Source organism: Comamonas denitrificans, assembly GCF_017368815.1.
Lineage (GTDB): Bacteria > Pseudomonadota > Gammaproteobacteria > Burkholderiales > Burkholderiaceae_C > Comamonas > Comamonas denitrificans.
In genome coordinates, this window is sequence record NZ_JAFNME010000007.1 from 1 (window position 1) to 19,496 (window position 19,496).

At 58.7% G+C, this 19,496-nt stretch carries 15 protein-coding genes and 3 tRNA genes; 7 read left to right on the plus strand and 11 right to left on the minus strand.

Annotation, left to right across the window (positions count from 1 at the left end; all coding sequences use genetic code 11):
* Nucleotides 1–102: 102 nt before the first annotated feature.
* From J1777_RS04480 to J1777_RS04490, 3 genes are all read right to left on the minus strand, one after another.
* Nucleotides 103–516, minus strand: coding sequence for an AAA family ATPase (locus tag J1777_RS04480; protein WP_207574648.1), 414 nt, complete (start codon nt 514–516; stop codon nt 103–105).
* Between the two features lie 194 nt (nt 517–710).
* Nucleotides 711–1,637 (minus strand): 50S ribosomal protein L3 N(5)-glutamine methyltransferase, encoded by a 927-nt coding sequence (gene prmB, locus J1777_RS04485; RefSeq protein WP_207574649.1) that lies wholly within the window; start codon nt 1,635–1,637, stop codon nt 711–713.
* 65 nt (nt 1,638–1,702) lie between these two features.
* Nucleotides 1,703–2,875: a PilT/PilU family type 4a pilus ATPase gene (locus tag J1777_RS04490; RefSeq protein WP_207574650.1), complete on the minus strand. Its 1,173-nt coding sequence runs from the start codon at nt 2,873–2,875 to the stop codon at nt 1,703–1,705.
* A 243-nt stretch (nt 2,876–3,118) separates the two neighbouring features.
* Between J1777_RS04490 and J1777_RS04495 the strand changes: the two genes are divergently transcribed.
* Nucleotides 3,119–4,612 (plus strand): methyl-accepting chemotaxis protein, encoded by a 1,494-nt coding sequence (locus tag J1777_RS04495; RefSeq protein WP_207574651.1) that lies wholly within the window; start codon nt 3,119–3,121, stop codon nt 4,610–4,612.
* A gap of 28 nt (nt 4,613–4,640) precedes the next feature.
* On the opposite strand, the gene J1777_RS04500 is transcribed toward J1777_RS04495, so the two are convergent.
* The 5 genes from J1777_RS04500 to J1777_RS04520 form a co-directional block, all read right to left on the minus strand.
* On the minus strand, nt 4,641–5,279 hold the full coding sequence (locus J1777_RS04500; RefSeq protein ID WP_207574652.1) for an RnfABCDGE type electron transport complex subunit B: 639 nt from the start codon (nt 5,277–5,279) through the stop codon (nt 4,641–4,643).
* A 36-nt stretch (nt 5,280–5,315) separates the two neighbouring features.
* Nucleotides 5,316–6,851 carry a polyhydroxyalkanoate depolymerase gene (locus J1777_RS04505; protein ID WP_207574653.1) on the minus strand — a complete coding sequence of 512 codons (1,536 nt, stop codon included), beginning with the start codon at nt 6,849–6,851 and terminating at the stop codon, nt 5,316–5,318.
* A 128-nt stretch (nt 6,852–6,979) separates the two neighbouring features.
* A complete protein-coding gene (gene dusA, locus J1777_RS04510; protein WP_207574654.1) occupies nt 6,980–7,996 on the minus strand; it encodes a tRNA dihydrouridine(20/20a) synthase DusA in 1,017 nt (338 codons plus the stop codon).
* 147 nt (nt 7,997–8,143) lie between these two features.
* Nucleotides 8,144–8,929: a MetQ/NlpA family ABC transporter substrate-binding protein gene (locus tag J1777_RS04515; RefSeq protein ID WP_207574655.1), complete on the minus strand. Its 786-nt coding sequence runs from the start codon at nt 8,927–8,929 to the stop codon at nt 8,144–8,146.
* Between the two features lie 170 nt (nt 8,930–9,099).
* Complete coding sequence (locus J1777_RS04520) at nt 9,100–10,071, minus strand: pseudouridine synthase (protein WP_207574656.1); 972 nt, start codon at nt 10,069–10,071, stop codon at nt 9,100–9,102.
* Nucleotides 10,072–10,209: 138 nt separating this feature from the next.
* Between J1777_RS04520 and J1777_RS04525 the strand changes: the two genes are divergently transcribed.
* From J1777_RS04525 to J1777_RS04545, 5 genes are all read left to right on the plus strand, one after another.
* Nucleotides 10,210–11,835 carry an ABC transporter ATP-binding protein gene (locus tag J1777_RS04525; RefSeq protein WP_207574657.1) on the plus strand — a complete coding sequence of 542 codons (1,626 nt, stop codon included), beginning with the start codon at nt 10,210–10,212 and terminating at the stop codon, nt 11,833–11,835.
* Nucleotides 11,828–12,919, plus strand: a complete 1,092-nt coding sequence (locus tag J1777_RS04530; RefSeq protein ID WP_207574658.1) for an ABC transporter permease — start codon at nt 11,828–11,830, stop codon at nt 12,917–12,919. The genes J1777_RS04525 and J1777_RS04530 overlap by 8 nt, the downstream gene beginning before the upstream one ends.
* A 2-nt stretch (nt 12,920–12,921) precedes the next feature.
* Nucleotides 12,922–13,842: an ABC transporter permease gene (locus tag J1777_RS04535; protein ID WP_207574659.1), complete on the plus strand. Its 921-nt coding sequence runs from the start codon at nt 12,922–12,924 to the stop codon at nt 13,840–13,842.
* Nucleotides 13,843–13,974: 132 nt separating this feature from the next.
* A complete protein-coding gene (locus tag J1777_RS04540; RefSeq protein ID WP_207574660.1) occupies nt 13,975–15,123 on the plus strand; it encodes a BMP family ABC transporter substrate-binding protein in 1,149 nt (382 codons plus the stop codon).
* A gap of 26 nt (nt 15,124–15,149) precedes the next feature.
* Complete coding sequence (locus J1777_RS04545; protein WP_207574661.1) at nt 15,150–16,304, plus strand: BMP family ABC transporter substrate-binding protein; 1,155 nt, start codon at nt 15,150–15,152, stop codon at nt 16,302–16,304.
* A gap of 199 nt (nt 16,305–16,503) precedes the next feature.
* Here J1777_RS04545 and J1777_RS04550 read toward each other — a convergent pair.
* The 3 genes from J1777_RS04550 to J1777_RS04560 all read right to left on the minus strand — a co-directional run bounded on the left by J1777_RS04550 (nt 16,504) and on the right by J1777_RS04560 (nt 16,931).
* Nucleotides 16,504–16,588, minus strand: a tRNA-Leu gene (locus J1777_RS04550).
* Between the two features lie 87 nt (nt 16,589–16,675).
* A tRNA-Leu gene (locus J1777_RS04555) sits at nt 16,676–16,760 on the minus strand.
* Nucleotides 16,761–16,846: 86 nt separating this feature from the next.
* Nucleotides 16,847–16,931 (minus strand) — tRNA-Leu (locus J1777_RS04560).
* Nucleotides 16,932–16,950: 19 nt separating this feature from the next.
* Here J1777_RS04560 and rnr point away from each other — a divergent pair.
* Nucleotides 16,951–19,374: a ribonuclease R gene (gene rnr, locus J1777_RS04565; RefSeq protein ID WP_207574662.1), complete on the plus strand. Its 2,424-nt coding sequence runs from the start codon at nt 16,951–16,953 to the stop codon at nt 19,372–19,374.
* Nucleotides 19,375–19,496 lie beyond the last annotated feature (122 nt).

Sequence of the window (19,496 nt, forward strand, 5' to 3'; positions counted from 1 at the left end):
TTGTGCAGAGAGATTTGCATTACAGGCTCCTGGTTGATGGCAGGGACTCTATCAACTCCCGCAGCACGGATCGCGCCATAAACAGCGGATAGCGATTTTTATCTATGCAATCGTCCGGGATGCGACACATAGGTTTTGCAGGCCGGAAAAAATGCTGCTATCTAAGCGATCAATGTCTTGAAATTCATCGACCACCAAAGTCAGTGCCTGCCCTTGGGCGTAGTCGAATAAAAATTCAAAAATATCCAGCAGATTTTTTGGATGGAAGAATTTGGCATTCAATTGCTGGCCAATGATGTTGGCAAACTCTTCCACCAGAGCTTTTTCGTTCTTGCGGCTGATGAACAGGTACAGATAGGGCTGCGCCGTGTGCGCAAAGGCCTCTTTGAGCAAGCGGGTTTTGCCTACCCGCCGCCTGCCCACCACGACCGAGAGCTGCCCCTTGCTGCGTTCGATGTGGGCCGTGATGGCGCGCAGCTGCTGGAGCTGTTGCTCGCGGTTGTAGAACTTGTCCATGTCAGAGAGTGTAAATTAGCGTATTAAAAATTACAGTAGGCAATGATACGTTGATGTGGCGTGCTCATTAGTGGGTGGTGGCACTATTAAAATAGTAGCTTCTAACGCTTTCTGCATAAGCGCTATAGGCCAAAAACACTTGAAACTCTCTGCTGAGCCACTGACGGTTTGCGTACGGTTGAGGCTGTGTGTCATCAAGCGGTTTTTATAAGTGCCTGCCGGGTGATCAGCAGCACGGCATCTTCGCCGGCGCTGGTGTCCAGCCAGAACACCGGCAGGCTGGGGAAGGCGGCTTCAAAAAAGGGTCGTTCGTTGCCGATTTCCAGTACCAGCACGGCGTTTTCTGTCATGCAGGCGGAGGCATCGCGCAGCAGCTGGCGGATGAAGTCCATGCCATCGCTGCCGCCGGCCAGGGCCAGCGCAGGCTCGGCGCGGTATTCGCTGGGCAGCTGGTCCATGCTGGTGCTGTTTACGTAGGGCGGGTTGCACAGGATCAGGTCCCAGGGGCCGGGGGTTTGCGCCAAGCCATCCGAGTGCACCAGGGTGATGCGCTCTTGCAACTGGTGTTTCTCTACGTTGATGCGGGCCACGGCCAGGGCATCGGGGCTGATGTCAGCGCCGGTGACGTGGATATCGGGGTAGGCCATGGCGGCCAGGCAGGCCAACGAGCCATTGCCGGTACACAAATCCAGGACGTTGCGCGTGGTGTCCGAGAGCCAGCCGTCGATGCTGCCATCGGCCAGCAGCTCGGCGATAAAGCTGCGCGGCACGATGGCGCGTTCGTCCACGTAAAAGGGCACGCCCATCAGCCAGGCTTCATTTGTGAGGTAAGCGGCGGGCTTGCGGGTGCGAATGCGTTCTTCAATAAGCGTAGCTGCTTGCGCTTGCTGGTCGGGCGTTACAGGGTGATTTTCTATTGAATTTTCTTCTGTGCCCAGTGCGCTGTCGAGGGGATGGCCCAGGCTCCACAGGATGAGCCAGGTGGCTTCTTGCTGCGCATTTTGCGTGCCGTGGCCAAAGCCGACTTGGGCTTGTTCCAGGCGCTGAGTGGCGCTATGAATAAGTTGCCCCACGGTGGTGGTGCCGTGGGGCAAAGTGGTTGAAAAGGGTTGGTGTGTCATGCACCGAAGTTTAGCGATCTTGTCAGGCCTGTTGAGGGCCTAAACAGGGGCAGCTCAAGGCCTCGTTACGCCTTGCTTTCGGCTTCGGCATCCAGGAGAAAGCCGTTGAATGAAGCATCCGATATTTCCGGGATGGCATTGGGCTTGGGCTTTTCGGCGTTGGGCTTGGCCGCTGCATGGGCGGCGTTTTGCAGCCGCCAAGTGAGGTTGGTGGGCGAATCGGCATTGCTCAGGCCTTCATCGCGCGAGATTTTGCCGCTTTGGATCAAGCGGCACAGGTCTTCTTCAAAGGTTTGCGAGCCTTCGGCCATGGATTTTTCCATGTAGTCGCGCACGCCGGAGAAGTCGCCTTTTTCGATCAATTCGGACACCAGCTTGGTGTTGAGCAGCACCTCGGCCGCAGCAATGCGCCCGCCTTCGACGGTGCGCACCAGGCGCTGGGTAATGACCGCTTTGAGGGACGAGGACAAATCGCCCAGCAGGGTGGGGCGCACCTCGACGGGGTAGAAACTCAAGATGCGGTTCAACGCGTGGTAGCTGTTGTTGCCGTGCAGGGTGGCCAGGCACAGGTGGCCCGATTGGGCGTAGGCGATGGCCGCCGACATGGTTTCGCGGTCGCGAATTTCGCCAATCAAAATCACGTCGGGCGCTTGGCGCAGGGCGTTTTTCAGGGCGATTTGCATGGATTGGGTATCGGTGCCGACTTCACGCTGATTAACGATGGATTTTTTGTTGCGAAATTGAAACTCGATCGGGTCTTCAATCGTCAGGATGTGGCCGCTCATGCTTTCGCTGCGCCGGTCGATCATGGCTGCCAGCGTGGTGCTTTTGCCGGAGCCGGTGGAGCCGACGACCAGCAGCAGGCCGCGCTTTTGCAAAATCAAGTCGCCCAAAATTTCTGGCAGCTGCAGCGATGCCAGACTGGGCACGTGCTGCGAAATAAAGCGAATGACCACGGCGATGGAGCCGCGTTGGTGCATGGCACTGATACGAAACCGCCCCACGCCTTGCAGGGGTACGCCGATGTTGAGCTCGCCCGTTTCCTGGAGGGTTTCCATATCGCGCGGCGTGACGATCTCGGCCAGCAACGAGCGCGGGCCATCGACAGGCAGCAATTGGCTATTGATGGGAATGCATTCGCCGTTGATTTTTATGAGGACGGGGGAGTTGACTGCCAAGTAAACGTCAGAAGCTTTTTTATCGGCCATTAAACGCAGGATGCGTTCCATCGTACTCATAGATACCTCTCAAGAATGTCAAGCCAGCAAGGCTACACCGATAAACGGCGATTGTGCTGGAGGCCTGCGCGCCGTTGTTGCTTAAAGACGATTTTTTACCGTTATGCAGAAGATCCTGACGAAGGGCTGACGTTGTTCAGTTTTCTCTATTGTCGAAATCACTAACCAGGCTGCTATATTTTTCGCAATAACATGGTTCACATCTAGGTGAAACAAGCTTGCAAAGGAGTCAAAAACGTGTTTATGACGGCGCCAGCCATGTGGGTGTTAAAGCGTTTGGGCTTGCGTGGCAAGTTTGCGTTGGTCAGCGTGCTGGGGTTGGGCAGCATGGCGGGCGCTGGATGGGCCGTCCAAGCGCTGCCGACGCTGCCGGCCCTGGGGGTGGTGCTGGGCGCAGGGGCACTTTTTTTGTATGTGGTCTGGGCTTTTCAAGCGGTGCTGATGCAGCAACTGGGGCAGTTGTCCCAGGCCATGGCCCAAGCCACGGCGGGCGACTTGACGGTGCGGGTCGAGGCCCAGGGGCGCGATGAGCTGGCGCAGATGGCGCAGCTGCTGGACAAAATGGTGATTGCCCTGTCCAGCATGGTGGCCGATGTGCTCAGCAATGCCGCCCTGGTGTCGCACACGGGAGCCACTTTGCTGCAAGACAATCAATTGCTGGCCGAACGCACCGACCAGCAGGCCAGCAATGTGGTGCAAACCGTGACCAGCGTGGAGCAAATCACCGCCGCCGTGCAAAACAATGCCCAGGCTGCCACCGCCGCCCAGCAGCAGACACAACACGTGCGCTCCAGCATGGATGCGGGCGTGGTGGTGATGGACAAGGCTGTCAATTCTGTCGAATCCATTGAGAGCAGCGCCGGGCGCATGTCCGAGATCATTGGCACGATTGATGCAATTGCTTTTCAAACCAATATCCTGGCGCTCAATGCCGCCGTAGAGGCCGCGCGCGCAGGCGAGCAAGGGCGCGGGTTTGCGGTGGTGGCCTCCGAGGTGCGCACTTTGGCACAGCGCTCGGGCGATGCGGCCAAGGAAATTCGCGGTCTGATTGAGGATTCGGTGCGCCAAGTCACCGACAGCACCCGGCTGATTCGCCAAGCCGGGCAGGATATGCGCCAGGTGGCCCGGGGCATTCACGATGTGGCCGGGCACGTTGAGGCGATTGCCCAATCCTCCAGCGAACAAGGCCATGGCTTGGCGCAGATTGGCCAGGCCATACACCACATTGACCAACTGACCCAAAACAACGCCCACATGGTGCGCGATGCCCTACACCAGGCGCAAAGCCTGGAGCTGCGTGCCCGCACTTTGGGGGAATCGGTGCAAGGGTTTCATTTGCAACAAGGCAAGCCCCAAGAGGCCATCGAGCTGGTCGATCGTGTTGTGCAGTTGCGCCGCTCCCACACCTGGGGGCCGCAGTTTTGGAATTTTTTAACCGACCCGCAGCAGCGCTTGTTTTACAAGGATATGTATGTTTTTATCCTCGATGCGCTGGGCAATTACATTGTGTTTGGTGGCAACCCGGCCAAGGTCGGCACCAGTGTGCACCAGCTGCCGGGGGTGGATGGGCAGGGCTTGCTCAACGCCATCGTGAACCAATCAGAGCAAGGGCCAGGTTGGGTGGAGTACGACTTCACCAACCCAGTGACCGGGCAGGTGCAAGCCAAAATGTCGTACGTGCGCAAGCTCGATGATGGCTATTTGGGCTGTGGCGTGTACAAAAAATTCAACGGCTAGGGCTGGCCCTGGGCATCGGCTTATCGGCTCATGCCCCGGACTGGCGCAGTGCCCGGGCTTTGGCCAGCGCTTGGGCAATGGCCGAGGCCTTGGCGCTTTTTTCATCGTGCGCCGTGCTGGTGGCGCTGGCAGTGGGGGCAGCAGCACTCAAACGCGCCTGGTGCTGGGTGTAGCGCTGGCGGGCCTGGGCGGCTTGCTGCGGGCTCCAGGCTTGCCAGCCGCTGGCATGGGGGGTGACCACATCCAGCTCAATGCAATCGACCGGGCAGGCCGGAATGCACAGCTCGCAGCCGGTGCAGTGCTCGGCCACCACGGTGTGCATGAATTTATTGGCCCCCAAGATGGCATCGACCGGGCAGGCCTTGATGCACAGGGTGCAGCCAATGCACCAGGCCTCGTCAATGCGGGCCACGGTCAGCGGCCCTTCAATGCCAAATTGTGGGTTCAGGGGCTGCGCAGGCTGGCCCGTCAGCGCGGCCAAGCGCTGCACGCCTTCTTGCCCGCCGGGGGGGCATTGGTTGATGGGGGCCTCGCCCGCAGCAATGGCGCTGGCGTAGCTGGCGCAATCGGGGTAGCCGCAGCGCGTGCACTGGGTTTGCGGCAGGGCTTGGTCAATCAAAAAAGCCAGCCCGGATAAGGCTGGCTTGGTGGCAAAAGCTGCAGTCATGGCCGCCGAGTTTAGCGTTGGACGCAACCCTTTGGCTTAGCGCTTGGCTTTACGCCCGGTTTCTTTGCGTTTTCCGGCCGGCTGGGCATTCACCACGATGGCGGGGGCAGCAGGCGTGGCCGGGGCGGCGGCTGTGGGCGCCGGGGCAGCGGGCAGGGCAGGAGCCTGCACCGTAGCAGGATTGGCGTTTTCAGGAGCTGTTTGCGCAGTGTTGATAATGATTTCAAACTGTTTTTGCTCAGAAACCGTTGTCTTTTCAGCGGGTGGCGCTACTTTTTCGACAGGCTCTTGTGCTGGCACCGATGGTTTGGGGTGGTGGCGCAAGATGAATTCACGCACCTGCGGATACACCACTTTGCGCCAGCGGCTGCCGCTGAAGATGCCGTAGTGGCCCGCACCGGCAATTTCCAGGTGCTGGCGGGCATCTGGGGCAATGCTGGTGCACAAATCGTGGGCGGCTTGGGTTTGGCCGATGCCCGAGATATCGTCCAGCTCACCCTCAATAGTCAAGAGTGCGGTGTCCTTGATGTCTTGCGGGCGCACACGCTCCAACTGGCCCTCGGGGTTGCGGATATCCCAGGTGCCGCGCACCAAGCTGAAGTCTTGGAACACCACGCGGATGGTTTGCAGGTAGTAGGGCGCATCTAGGTCGAGCACGGCGTTGTACTCGTCGTAGAACTTGCGGTGCTGCTCGGCGCTGGCCTCGTCGCCGCGCGTCAGGCTCTTGAAGTAATCGTAGTGGCTGCTGGTGTGGCGGTCGGGGTTCATGGCCACAAAGCCGGTGTGCTGCAAAAAGCCGGGGTACACGCGCCGACCGGCACCGGGGTAGTTGTCGGGCACGCGGTGGATGACGTTGTTCTCAAACCATTCAAAGCTGCGCTGCATGGCCAGGTTGTTCACCGAGGTGGGCGAACGCTGGGCGTTGATGGGCCCCCCCATCATGGTCATGGACAGCGGAGTTTTTTCGCCCCGGCTGGCCATGAGCGAGACGGCCGCCAGCACCGGCACGGTGGGTTGGCATACGCTGATGACGTGGCAGTTGCCATAGCGCGCCTGCAGGTGGCGAATGAATTCCTGCACGTAGTTGATGTAGTCGTCCAGGTGAAATTCGCCCTCAGACAGGGGAATCATGCGGGCGTTTTTCCAGTCGGTGATATAGACCTTGTGGTCGCCCAGCATGCTGCGCACGGTATCGCGCAGCAAGGTGGCGTAGTGGCCGGACAGGGGGGCAACGATCAGCACCGGGGGCTGGCCCAGCAGGGTGTCCAGCGTGGCGGGGTGGTCAGAAAAGCGCTTGAAGCGGCGCAGCTCGCAAAAGGGCTTGTCGATTTCCACGCGCTCGCGAATGGTTACGTCCACCCCATTGACCTGCACCGATTGAATGCCAAATTGCGGCTTCTCGTAGTCTTTGGCCAGGCGGTAGAACAGGTCAAACGCCGCCACCGTGCGCTGGGTGGTGAACGATTTGGATAGGGGCAACAATGGGTTGCTGTAAAGCTTGGCGGTGGCCTGCGCAAAATCGGCAAAGGGCTCAAGCAGGGAGCGTTGCGCTTCGTAAATGTGGTACAGCATCAGGAAAAACTTAAAATGTTGCGGTGCAGCAAATATAGCAAAAAGCCCTTTCCCCGCGCAATACAAATCAGGGTTTTTAACTTTTCTATTTTTATTAAAGATTCTTATTTTTTCAATTGTAGAAAGCGTTAGAAGCTATCATTTTTATCTTGCTTGGTGTTGGCGATATGCGAAACGTCGCTGGCTGGCAGGTCTTTCAAGCGGTGGTTGCTCCACACTTGGCGCCAATGCCGCGCCCCAGGCAGCCCGTGGCGCAGGCCCAGCATGTGCCGGGCAATGGCATACCAGTGGGTGCCGTGCTCTGCCGCCTCGCGTTGCATGTAGGCCACCATGTGTGCTTCGATCTCGCGGTGGCTCAGGGCAAAAGGCGCTGCGCCAAAAAATTGCTCATCCCAGGTCGTCAGCCACCAAGGGTTGTGGTAAGCCTCGCGTCCGACCATGACACCATCGACCAGGGTCAGCTGCTCGGCCACGGTGGCGCTGTCTTTGATGCCGCCGTTGATGGCAATCGTCAGCTGCGGAAAATCACGTTTGAGCTGCGCCACCACGCCATAGCGCAGCGGGGGAATATCGCGGTTCTCCTTGGGCGATAGGCCTTTGAGCCAGGCGTTGCGGGCGTGCACGATGAACACCTCGCAGCCCGCATCGGCCACCGTGCCGACAAAATCGCGCACAAAGCCATAGCTCTCGTCCTGGTCAATGCCAATGCGGTGTTTGACTGTTACCGGAATCGTCACCGCATCGCGCATGGCTTTGACACCGTCGGCCACCAGCGCTGGCTCGCGCATCAGGCAGGCCCCAAACGCGCCGCGCTGCACCCGTTCGCTGGGGCAGCCGCAGTTCAGGTTGATCTCGTCATACCCCCATTCCTGCCCCAAGCGGGCGGCCTGGGCCAAATCCGCCGGTTCACTGCCGCCCAGTTGCAAGGCCAAGGGGTGCTCTTCAGCATTCAAGCGCAAATGCCGCGCCACATCGCCGTGCAGCAGGGCGCCGGTGGTGACCATCTCGGTGTAGAGCAGCGCATGGCGTGAGAGCAGACGGTGCAGATAGCGGCAGTGCCGATCCGTCCAATCGAGCATGGGCGCAACGGAGAGGCGTGGGTAATCTTTAACTTTTTGTTTTAATTCATTATTTGAATCATTCATTGCTGTAAAACTAGCCTTTGTCACACGGGTTCTCTGCCCTTTTAAGCCCCTTCAAGCCCCTGAAACCATTACGCCAGTGCAACAAAACAAGCGTGTTGCACTGGCGTGGTAGGGGGATGATGATTGCCGTTGGTCGGCGAGCCGCGCTTAGAACGCCGGTACGACCGCGCCTTGGTATTTGTCCAGGATGAACTGTTTGGTCTCTGGGCTGTGCAGGGCTTTCATCAGCTTGGCAATGTCGGCACCGTCAGCGCGGTCTTTGCGGGCGGCCACGATGTTGGTGTAAGGCGAGTCAGCCCCTTCAATGAACAGCGCATCTTTGGTGGGGTTGAGTTTGGCTTCGATGGCGTAGTTGGTATTGATCAGGGCCAAATCCACATCGGCCAAAGCGCGGGGCAGCAGGGGGGCTTCAAGCTCTTTGAATTTCAGTTTTTTGGGGTTTTTCACAATGTCCAGCGGGGTGGGGGTCAGGCTGGCGGGGTCTTTGAGTTCAATCAGGCCCTGCTTGGCCAGCAAGATCAGCGCACGGCCGCCGTTGGAGGGGTCGTTGGGGATGGCGATCAAGGCACCGTCTTTGAGTTCGGCCACGTTTTTGATTTTGCTGGAGTAGGCGCCAAACGGCTCGACGTGAACCTTGCCATTGGGCACGGTGACCAGGCTGCTTTGGCGGTCTTTGTTGTAGCTGTCCAGGTAGGGCTGGTGCTGGAAGAAGTTGGCATCGAGCTGCTTGTCTTGCACGGCAGCGTTGGGCTGTACGTAGTCGCTGAATTCTTTGACTTGCAGCTCAATGCCAGCGGCCTTGAGTTGGGGCTTGATGAAGTTCAGGATTTCCGCGTGCGGCACGGCCGTGGCGGCCACTTTGAGCACGTCAGCGGCTTGGGCGGTGAAGGCCAGGGTGGCGATGGCAACGGCAGTCAGGGTTTTTTTCAACATGGTGGTCAATCAAACAAGAAAACAAGCAGGTTGTGGGGTGTCCAGGGCCTTGGGGGTCGCGGTGCGGTTGCGATTGCCATGGGCCGTGGGGTGAGAAGTTGCATAGTCTAGGGGTGGTTGGTGGGCGTGGATTGGAATTTTTTCTTATTTGGTTATAAGGAATCTGGTTTTTATGCATTTGCAGGCAGGCCTTGCCAGGTCTGCTGGCCGGACGGGGCTGGCTCTGGCGCTGGTGGCAATGCGCCCAGGGTGTACTGGCTGTGAAAGTGGCGCTGTTGCTGGGTTAGGGGGTCGGTGAAGGCAATCGCTTGTGCCAATAGCCGCAGCGGGCGAGAAAAGTCGCCTTCCGGTGCATCGTTCACCTCGGGGTAGAGGCCATCGCCCAAGATGCCGATGCCCAGGGCCGCCATGTGTACGCGCAGTTGGTGGCGTTTGCCGCTGATGGGCTCCAATTGGTAACGGGCCCAGTGGGTGTTGTGCTCTAGCAGCGTCAGGCGGGTGTGGCTATTGGGCGGGCCGGCCACTTCGTGCATGCGAATGAAGTGGCCGCTTTCCTGCATGCGGCTGTGGTGTTCGCGCGGGAAGCCAAGCTCGGGCCGGTAAGGCGCGATGGCTTGGTAGGTTTTGTGCACACGCTGCTCGCGAAACAGCGCCTGGTACGCCCCCCGGTCACTGCGCTGGGTGGACAGCAGTACCAGCCCGGCCGTGTCGCGGTCAATGCGGTGGATGGGGGACAGGTCGGGCAGGCCCAGCTGATTTTTCAGTTGCACCAGCAAGGTGTGCTGGATGTAGCTGCCGCCGGGGGTGACGGGCAGAAAGTGCGGCTTGTCGGCCACGACCAGGTGGGCATCTTGGTACAGCACCTGGGCCCGAAAAGGCATGGGCGGCTCGTGCGCTGTTTGGCGGTAGTAGTAGATGCGCAGGCCGGTTAAAAATGGGGTTTCTGGGGTTACGGGGCGGCCCCGCTCATCGACCACTTCGTGGGCAGCCATGCGCTGCAGCCAGTCGCTGCGCGAGACGGCAGGCAGACGTTGGCACAAAAAATCCAAGGCCAAGCCCTGGCCTTGGCTGGGCAGCACCACGCAGCTGGGTTTGACCCCATTTTTTAATGGGAGCACTTTCGGGTCATTTTTATTGAACATTAGAAATAAAAGTATTTAAAATATCGGCAAATAAAGTGCAAATAGCTATAAAAAAATAAAAAATAGCCCGTCAATCGTTTAAGCCTTCCTGCGTATCTTTGGCAGCAAGCCTCGCAACTTCAGCGAAAATCGCCCGCCATGAATTCTTCCTCCCCAATGTCACCTGCAACCGCCAGTGCGCCGCGTTTGCAGTTGGTGGGTATTACCAAACGGTATCCTGCTGTGGTGGCCAATGATGCGGTCAGTCTAAGCGTGCAACCAGGCCAAGCCCATGCCATCTTGGGTGAGAACGGTGCGGGTAAATCAACCCTGATGAAAATTATCTACGGCAGCACCCAGCCCGATGCCGGTCAGGTGCTGTTTGATGGTCAGCCGGTGCAAATTCGCAATCCCCAGCAGGCCCGCCAGTTGGGCATTGCCATGGTGTTCCAACACTTTAGTTTGTTTGACACCTTGACCGTGGCACAGAATGTGTGGCTGGGCTTGGACAAAAGCTTGAGCCTGGCCGAAGTCACGCAGCGCATGATCGACAAAGGCCGCCAGTACGGTTTGGAGCTCGATCCGCAGCGGCCCGTGCACACCCTCTCGGTGGGGGAGATGCAGCGGGTGGAAATTGTGCGGGCGCTGTTGGCCAATCCCCGTTTGCTGATTTTGGATGAGCCCACCTCGGTGCTCACGCCCCAGGCGGTGGAGCAGTTATTTGTCGTTTTGCGCCAGCTGGTCAGCGAAGGCTGCTCTATTCTGTATATCAGCCACAAGCTGCACGAAATTCGTGCCCTGTGTACCGCGTGCACGGTGCTGCGTGGCGGCAAGGTCACGGGCGTGTGCCAGCCGCAAAACGAGAGCAACGCCTCGCTCTCGCGCCTGATGATTGGGGCCGAGCCTGCGGCGCTAGAGCACCGCCCGGCGCAGGCCGGCGACGTGGTATTGCAAGTGCGCGATTTGCTGCTGCCGCGCCAAGATGCGTTTGGCGTAGATTTAATCGATGTGAGCCTGCAGGTGCGCAGTGGCGAAGTGGTGGGGATTGCCGGTGTCTCGGGCAACGGCCAGCAAGAACTGCTGCGGGCCTTGTCCGGCGAAGACACCCGGGCGCAGCCCGCGATGGTGCAGGTCACCGGCCAAGACGTGGCCCGCTTGGGCCCCCAACAGCGCCGGGTGCTGGGCCTGCACTTTGTGCCCGAAGAGCGCCTGGGTCGGGGGGCGGTGCCCACCATGGGGTTGGCGCACAACCTGCTGCTTACGCGCAACGATGCGGTGGGGGCCATGGGCTGGTTGCACCTGGGGCAACTGAAGGAGCAGGCCCGGGCCATCATTGAGCGTTTTGGTGTGAAAGCGGGGGGGGCCGATGCGCCAGCGCGCTCGCTTTCCGGGGGGAATTTACAGAAATTCATTGTCGGGCGCGAGATTGCCGCCCAGCCCAAGCTCATCATCATTGCCCAGCCCACCTGGGGCGTGGATGTGGGGGCGGCCGCGCAAATTCACGCCGAGATTTTGGCGCTGCGCGATGCCGGGTGTGCCGTGCTCATCGTGAGCGAAGAACTGGATGAATTGTTTGAGTTAAGCGACCGTTTGTACGTACTGGCCAAAGGGCATTTAAGCCCCAGCGTGGCCCGTGCCGATGCCACGGTCCAGCAAGTAGGGGAATGGATGAGTGGCTTGTGGAATGCCGACGTGCAACAGCATTTGGCCGATATGGAGCAGGTGCTGCCCAGCAGCGAAGCCGCGCAGGCAAATGCCCTGGTGAAGGGGCCGCAGCATGTTTAAGTTGGAACAACGCCCGCAGCCATCCAAGCTGTGGACTTATGCGGCGCCGCTGTTGGCCTTGGCGGTGACCGTGGGCATTGGCGTGCTGCTCTTTATTTTGCTGGGCAAAGACCCGGTGAAAGGCTTGCAAGCTTTTTTTTGGGAGCCGATCAAATCCGCCTACGCACTGGGCGAGTTGGCCATGAAGGCCACGCCCCTGCTGCTGATTGCCTTGGGGCTGGCCGTGTGCTTTCGCTCCAATATCTGGAACATCGGGGCCGAGGGGCAATTTGTCATCGGTGCGGTGGCCGCCGGTGGCGTGGCGCTGCTGGCGGACAAGAGCACGGGGGGCTGGATTATTCCGGTCATCTTGCTCGCCGGGGTGCTGGGTGGCATGGCCTGGGCGGCCATTGTGGCCTTGCTGCGTGACCGTTTTAATGCCAATGAGATCTTGGTCAGCCTGATGCTGGTGTACATCGCCACCTTGGTACTGAGTTACTTGGTGTATGGCCCGTGGAAAGACCCGGCCGGCTACAACTTTCCGCAATCGAAGCTGTTTGAGCCGGTCACACAAATACCTAAATTAATAGCTGGAAGCCGTTTGAACATCGGCGTTTTCCTGGCTTTGGGCGCTGCTGCGCTGCTGTCGGTGTTTTTGTTTCGCACCCGCGCTGGCTTTGCGCTGCAGGTGGGTGGCTTGGCCCCGGCCGCAGCGCGGTATGCGGGATTTTCTTCGCGCCGTGCGCTGTGGACGGCGCTGTTGGTCTCTGGGGCTACTGCCGGTTTGGCCGGGGCATTGGAGGTGGCGGGCCCCATCGGCCAGCTCACGCCGTATGTGCCAGCGGGCTACGGTTTTGCGGCCATCATCGTGGCCTTTGTGGGGCGCTTGCACCCGGTGGGCATGATTTTTTCGGCGATTTTGATGAGTATGTTTTACATCGGGGGGGAGTTGGCCCAATCCCGTTTGGGGCTGCCCAAGGCCTTGTCAGGCGTGTTCCAGGGGTTGCTGTTGTTTAGCCTGTTGGCCTGCGATACCTTGATCGCTTACCGCGTGCGCTGGAGAAGCCGCGCCCAAGCGCTGGCCGTTGCACAAGGAGGGCGCTGAGCATGGATGCCTACGCTTTACTCTTTGCCTCAACGCTGAGCGCGGGCACGGTATTGGCCCTGGCTTCGCTGGGCTTGCTGATCAATGAAAAGGTCGGCATCGTTAATTTAGGTGCCGAAGGCATGATGCTGTGCGCCGCCTTGGCCGGTTTTGCCACCGTGGTGGCCACCGGCAGCACGGGGCTGGGGTTTGCCGCAGGCATGGCCGCAGGTGCTGTGCTGGCCGGTATTTTTGGGGTGCTGGTGATTTGGCTTAACACCAACCAGTACGCCACGGGGCTGGCGTTAAGTTTGTTTGGTGCGGGTTTCTCTGCCTTTGCCGGCTTGAATTTCGTCCAGGCCAAGATGCCGACCTTGCCCAAGTACAGCATCCCGGGCTTGTCCGATATTCCGCTGATCGGCCCGGCCCTGTTTAACCACCACCCGTTGGTGTACCTGGCCGTGGTGCTGGCGCTGGGGCTGATGTGGTGGCTGGACCGCTCTCGCACCGGCTTGGTGCTGCGGGCGGTGGGCGAATCGCCCGATTCGGCACACGCCCTGGGCTATCCCGTGCGCCGCATCCGCTTGCTGGCGGTGATGGCCGGGGGCGCTTTGTGTGGCTTGGCCGGGGCGTATATCTCCACCGTCTATACCCCCCTGTGGGTCGAAGGCATGGTTGCCGGCCGGGGCTGGATTGCCCTGGCCCTGACTACCTTTGCCACCTGGCGACCTGTGCGGGTGCTGCTGGGCGCGTATTTGTTTGGTGGGGTGACCATGCTGCAGTTTCACTTACAAGCCTCAGGGGTGCAGGTGGCCAGCCAGCTGTTGTCGATGCTGCCTTATGTGGCAACCATCGTTGTTTTGGTGTTGATTTCGCGCAACCCCACTTGGATTCGTGCGAACATGCCCGCCTCGTTGGGTAAGCCTTTTTATCCGGGCAATTGAGCATTTTTTCCTTGGAACGTGTTGGCGCTTTGCGCACAGGTGGCCGCTGTTGCCTACCTGGGCGGCAATCGTCAATATGGGCTTCAGGCGAGCGCATTGGGCTCGCCTTTTTTCATACTGTGTGTTTGCTTTATGACTTTATTTGCACAACGCCCTGTTGGGGGCAAAACCTTGGCGCTGTCCATTTTGGCCGCCGTCGCTTTGGCCGCCTGTGGCGAAAAAGAAGCGCCACCACCGCAAGCGGCCCCGGCCCCTGAGTCGGCCCAGGCCGCTGGCCCCTTGAAAATCGGCTTTATGTACGTCAGCCCCATTGGCGATGGAGGGTGGACCTACCAGCATGAGCTGGGCCGCCAAGCTGTGCAGGCCAAGTTTGGTGACAAGGTACAAACCAGTTTTATCGAAAGCGTGCCCGAAGGCCCCGATGCTGAGCGCGTTTTGCGCGACATGGCGGGCCAAGGCACACAGCTGATTTTTGCCACCAGCTTTGGCTTTCAGGAATACGTGCAAAAAGCCGCTGGCGATTTTGCCAACGTCAAATTTGAGCACGCCACCGGGTACAAACAGGCCAACAACGTGGCCGTGTACGACAGCAAAACCTTTGAAGGTGCCTACCTGGCAGGCATCGTTGCCGGGGGCATGACCAAGACGAATACCGTGGGCGTGGTCGCCTCGGTGCCCATTCCGGAGGTGGTGCGCAACGTCAATAGCTTTGTGCTGGGGGCGCAAAGTGTGAACCCTGCCATTCAGGCCAAAGTGGTGTGGGTGAACGAATGGTTCAACCCTCCCAAAGAGGCCGAAGCGGCCAGCAGCCTGCTCAATGGCGGCGTGGACGTGATGTACCAAAACACCAATTCGCCAGCCGTGCTGAAAACGGCCGAAGAGCGCGGTGCTTACGCCTTTGGCAAAGATGGCGACATGAGCGCCTTTGCACCCAAAGCGCACCTGGGTTCGGCGGTCATCAATTGGGAGCCCTACTACACCAAAGTGGTGCAAGACACGCTGGATGGCCAATGGCAAGGCGGCAATTACTGGTGGGGAGTGAAAGAAGGCGCGATGGACTTGATCAAAGTGCCCGAGATCGTCCCCCAGGAGATTCATGCCAAAGTGGCCGCCGCCAAAGCGGGCTTAAAGGATGGCAGCTTTGCTGTCTGGACTGGCCCGATCCGCAACAACCAAGGCCAAGAGGTGCTGGCCGCTGGCCAAGTGGCCGACGATGCTTTCTTGCGCGGGATTAACTTCTTTGTCCAAGGCATTGAAGGCCAAGTGCCCGGCACCCCCTAAATTTTTAAAACTTCGCGAGGAAGACCATGCAAAAACGCCAATTTTTCCAACTTGCAGCGGTTTCTGCCGCCGCTGTTTTGGGCTTGAGCGCCTGTGGTGAAAAAACACCGCCCCAAGCACAAGCCCCAGCGGCCGCGCCCACGGCGCAAGAAGCCCCGGCCGCCACCCCAACCGGCCCCTTAAAAATCGGTTTTGCCTACATTGGCCCGGTCGGCGATGGTGGTTGGACGTTTGCCCACGACCAAGCACGCAAGCAACTAGAGGCGCAGTTTGGCGACAAGATTGAAACCACTTTTGTTGAAAGCGTGCCGGAAGGGGCCGATGCCGAACGCGTGCTGCGCGACCTGGCCACCCAGGGCAACACGCTGATTTTTGGCACCACCTTTGGCTACATGGACACCATCCAAAAGCTGGCCGCTGATTTTCCCGATGTGAAATGGGAGCACGCCACCGGCTACAAAACGGCGGCCAACGTGCGCACCTACGACACCCGCACCTACGAAGGCGCTTACCTGGCCGGCATCGTCGCTGGCAGCATGACCAAAAGCAACCAGCTGGGGGTGGTGGGCTCGGTGCCGATTCCCGAGGTGCTGCGCAACCTCAACAGCTTCACCCTGGGGGCGCAAAGCGTCAATCCCAACATCAGCACCAAGGTGGTGTGGGTGAATGAATGGTTCAGCCCGCCCAAAGAAACCGAGGCCGCCACCAGCCTCATCAACAGCGGCGTGGATGTGTTGTTCCAAAACACCGATTCCCCGGCCGTGCTGAAAACCGCCCAAGAAAAAGGCGTGCGTGCTTTCGGCTGGGATTCGGACATGAAAGACTACGGCCCGCAAGCGCACCTGGGCTCGGCAGCGATTAATTGGGTGCCGTACTACACCCAATCGATCAACGATGTCTTGAATGGCACCTGGGCCGAAGGCAAAGCCTGGTGGGGCGTGAAAGAAGGCGCAATCGACTTGGTTTCGATGGCCGATGACATCCCCCAAGAGGTCAAAGACAAAGTGGCCGCCGCCAAGGCTGGCTTAAAAGACGGCAGCCTGCACATCTGGCAAGGCCCCCTTGTGAACAATCGCGGCGAAGTCGTGCTGAAAGACGGTGAAGTGGCGGACGATGGCTTCCTTGCCGGGGTCAATTTCTTCGTGCAAGGGGTGGAGGGCAAGGTGCCCGGCAGCAATTAAACGGTTATTGCTATATTAAATATAGCTTCATCCGCTTGATTTTTATGAGTTTAAAGGGTTTAACGCCTTTAAATTCTTATGATCAAAGCGGATAAAGCTATTTTTTATTCATAGCCCACCCGGTCTTTGGCCGGGTTTTTTTATGGATGAACGCACCCACGAAAAAAAAGCCGCTGTGTAAACACAACGGCTTTTTATGTGGTGCCCAGGAGAGGACTCGAACCTCCACGCCTCGCAGCGCTAGTACCTGAAACTAGTGCGTCTACCAATTCCGCCACCTGGGCTGATCGTTTTGCTTTTTCTTAGGAGTGTGGTAGTACTCAGCAAAACTATCTGCAAAATTTTAATCACTCACAATCAATCAACGGCTTTGGTGCCCAGGAGAGGACTCGAACCTCCACGCCTCGCAGCGCTAGTACCTGAAACTAGTGCGTCTACCAATTCCGCCACCTGGGCTCTTGCTAAAAGCACGTTGAATAATCTTTTTTTCTCTGAATTCTTTTCACAATTGGGTGAAGTGCTTCACCGCATATCGTTAAACTTGGTGCCCAGGAGAGGACTCGAACCTCCACGCCTCTCAGCGCTAGTACCTGAAACTAGTGCGTCTACCAATTCCGCCACCTGGGCATTTCAGGAAAGACTCAAATTGTATATTAAAAAAAACACCTCTCGCAATAATTCCCGCGAGTTTCAAAAAGAAATTGAAGGACAAGTGCAAGGCCACCGCGATGGCCATGGCTTCGTGCTGCGCAGCGATGGGCAATCGGACATCTATCTGCCGCCCAATGAAATGCGCGCCGTGCTGCACCAGGACAAGGTGCGTGTGCGCATCATCGGACAAGACCGCAAAGGCCGCCCGGAAGGCCATGTGCTGGAAATTGTTGAGCGGCCCGTCAAACAACTCATTGGCCGCTTGCTGCAAGAAAGCGGTGTCTGGCTACTCGCCCCGGAGGACAAACGCTTTGGCCAGGATGTGCTGCTGCCGCAGGGGCCGGGGGAAGGTAAATCGGGCCAAGTCGTTGTTGTTGCCTTGACCGAAGCGCCTGCCCTGTATGGCCAGCCCGTTGGCAAAGTGATTGAGGTACTGGGCGAGGTCGATGACCCGGGCATGGAAATTGAAATTGCCGTGCGTAAATACAGCGTGCCGCATGTGTTCTCTGCGGACTGCTTGGCCGCAGCAGAAGCATTGCCCGACAAGGTCATGGCCAAAGACCGCAAAGGCCGGGTGGATCTGCGCGATGTGCCGCTGGTTACCATTGACGGCGAAGATGCCCGCGATTTTGACGATGCCGTGTACTGCGAAAGCGCCAAAATTGGCCGCGCCAAGGGCTGGCGCTTGCTCGTGGCCATTGCTGATGTCAGCCACTATGTGCAAAACGGCAACGCCATTGACGTGGATGCCTACGACCGTGCCACCAGCGTGTACTTTCCGCGTCGGGTCATTCCCATGCTGCCGGAAAAGCTGAGCAACGGCCTGTGCTCACTCAACCCCAAAGTTGATCGTCTGTGCCTGGTGTGCGATATGCTGATTACCGCTGATGGTGATTTGCATGCCTACCAGTTCTACCCGGCGGTGATGAACAGCCATGCCCGGCTGACCTACACCGAAGTGGCCGCGATTTTGAGTAATACCCGGGGGCCAGAAGCGGCACAACGTGCAGATTTAGTCCCACACCTCCTGGATTTGCACGGGGTGTACAGCGCCTTGCTCAAAGCCCGCGAAGCGCGCGGTGCCGTGGACTTTGACACGGTGGAGACGAAAATCGTCAGCGACGAGGCGGGGCGAATCGAAAAAATTGTGCCAAGCCAGCGCACCCAAGCGCACCGGCTGATTGAAGAGTGCATGCTGGCAGCCAACGTGAGCGCCGGTGATTTCATCTTGCACAACCAGCGTTTGGCGCTGTTTCGAGTGCACGAAAAACCATCCATCGAGAAGATAGAAATTCTGCGGGCTTACCTGAAAGCCTTGGCCATCCCTGCCAGTATCAGCGACCATCCCACTGCTGCTGAATTTCAAGCGATCGCCAAAGCCACGCACGACCGCCCAGATGCGTTGCAGGTGCACACCATGCTGCTGCGCTCGATGATGCAGGCTATGTACACCCCGGAAAATATTGGCCACTTTGGCTTGGCGTATGAGGCCTATACCCACTTCACCAGCCCCATTCGCCGCTACCCGGACTTGCTGCTGCACCGGGTGATCAAAGCCATCCTGGCCGACAAGCCCTACACCCTGCCTGCGCTGCCCACCCCTGGCGAAGCGCAGGCCAAGCTGGCCAAACGCTTGGCCGAGCGGGTCACGGCCCCCAAAAGCGCCCAGGCAACCCGCAGCCGCGTTGCTCAGGCGCAAATGCAAGGCTGGGAGGCCGCCGGCCTGCATTGCAGTGCCAATGAGCGCCGCGCCGATGAAGCCAGCCGCGATGTGGAGGCCTGGCTTAAATGCAAATACATGCGCGATTACTTGGGCGAAGAGTTTTCGGGCACGGTCTCAGCGGTCACCAGCTTTGGGCTGTTCGTCACGCTGGAGACGATGTACGTCGAAGGCTTGGTGCACATCAGTGAGCTGGGTGGGGACTACTACCGCTTTGATGAGATGCGCCAAGAGCTGCGCGGTGAGCGCACCGGCGTGCGCTATACCATTGGAACCCGCATGCAAGTGCAGGTCAGCCGGGTGGACCTGGATGCCCGGCGCATTGATTTTTGCCTGGTGCAGGAAGAGAGCAAAGAGGGGAAAGAGGGCAAAGACCTTGCCGCTGCACCGCCGCCGCAACGTGGCCCGGGCCGCAGCCGGGCGGCGCGGCGCACGGCGGCCTTGCTACAGCAGCAAGAGCAGGAAGAGATGGTGGGGGCATTCATCCCCGATACACGCTTTGATGAGGCCCTAGCCTTCGGAAAAGTGGGCAAGGCTGAGCAGCGCATCCCCTCTGGCGCGAAAACCGCGTCCACGCACAAGGCCAGCGGCGCTCAAGCGGTGAAGGCCAGCAAAGCCAGCAAAAGCAAATCGCCCAGTCGCGCCAGTGGGGCAGCGAAAGCGGGAAAAAACGCTGCTGGTAGTAAAAAAATCAAATAAAAAAAGAGCTTCTACCGCTTTAAATACGTGGATTTCAAGGTAAAAACACCATGAACTCCATTTTTTATCAGCGGTAGAAGCTCTTTTTTTCAATTTTGCTTGCATGCGCAAGCCAGAGAAAA

Bases quoted from the DNA above. Each gene is read 5' to 3' on its own strand.
- J1777_RS04480 (WP_207574648.1), bottom strand. From the start codon at position 516: ATGGACAAGTTCTACAACCGCGAGCAACAGCTCCAGCAGCTGCGCGCC.
- prmB (WP_207574649.1), bottom strand. From the start codon at position 1,637: ATGACACACCAACCCTTTTCAACCACTTTGCCCCACGGCACCACCACC.
- J1777_RS04490 (WP_207574650.1), bottom strand. From the start codon at position 2,875: ATGAGTACGATGGAACGCATCCTGCGTTTAATGGCCGATAAAAAAGCT.
- J1777_RS04495 (WP_207574651.1), top strand. From the start codon at position 3,119: ATGACGGCGCCAGCCATGTGGGTGTTAAAGCGTTTGGGCTTGCGTGGC.
- J1777_RS04500 (WP_207574652.1), bottom strand. From the start codon at position 5,279: ATGACTGCAGCTTTTGCCACCAAGCCAGCCTTATCCGGGCTGGCTTTT.
- J1777_RS04505 (WP_207574653.1), bottom strand. From the start codon at position 6,851: ATGCTGTACCACATTTACGAAGCGCAACGCTCCCTGCTTGAGCCCTTT.
- dusA (WP_207574654.1), bottom strand. From the start codon at position 7,996: ATGAATGATTCAAATAATGAATTAAAACAAAAAGTTAAAGATTACCCA.
- J1777_RS04515 (WP_207574655.1), bottom strand. From the start codon at position 8,929: ATGTTGAAAAAAACCCTGACTGCCGTTGCCATCGCCACCCTGGCCTTC.
- J1777_RS04520 (WP_207574656.1), bottom strand. From the start codon at position 10,071: ATGTTCAATAAAAATGACCCGAAAGTGCTCCCATTAAAAAATGGGGTC.
- J1777_RS04525 (WP_207574657.1), top strand. From the start codon at position 10,210: ATGAATTCTTCCTCCCCAATGTCACCTGCAACCGCCAGTGCGCCGCGT.
- J1777_RS04530 (WP_207574658.1), top strand. From the start codon at position 11,828: ATGTTTAAGTTGGAACAACGCCCGCAGCCATCCAAGCTGTGGACTTAT.
- J1777_RS04535 (WP_207574659.1), top strand. From the start codon at position 12,922: ATGGATGCCTACGCTTTACTCTTTGCCTCAACGCTGAGCGCGGGCACG.
- J1777_RS04540 (WP_207574660.1), top strand. From the start codon at position 13,975: ATGACTTTATTTGCACAACGCCCTGTTGGGGGCAAAACCTTGGCGCTG.
- J1777_RS04545 (WP_207574661.1), top strand. From the start codon at position 15,150: ATGCAAAAACGCCAATTTTTCCAACTTGCAGCGGTTTCTGCCGCCGCT.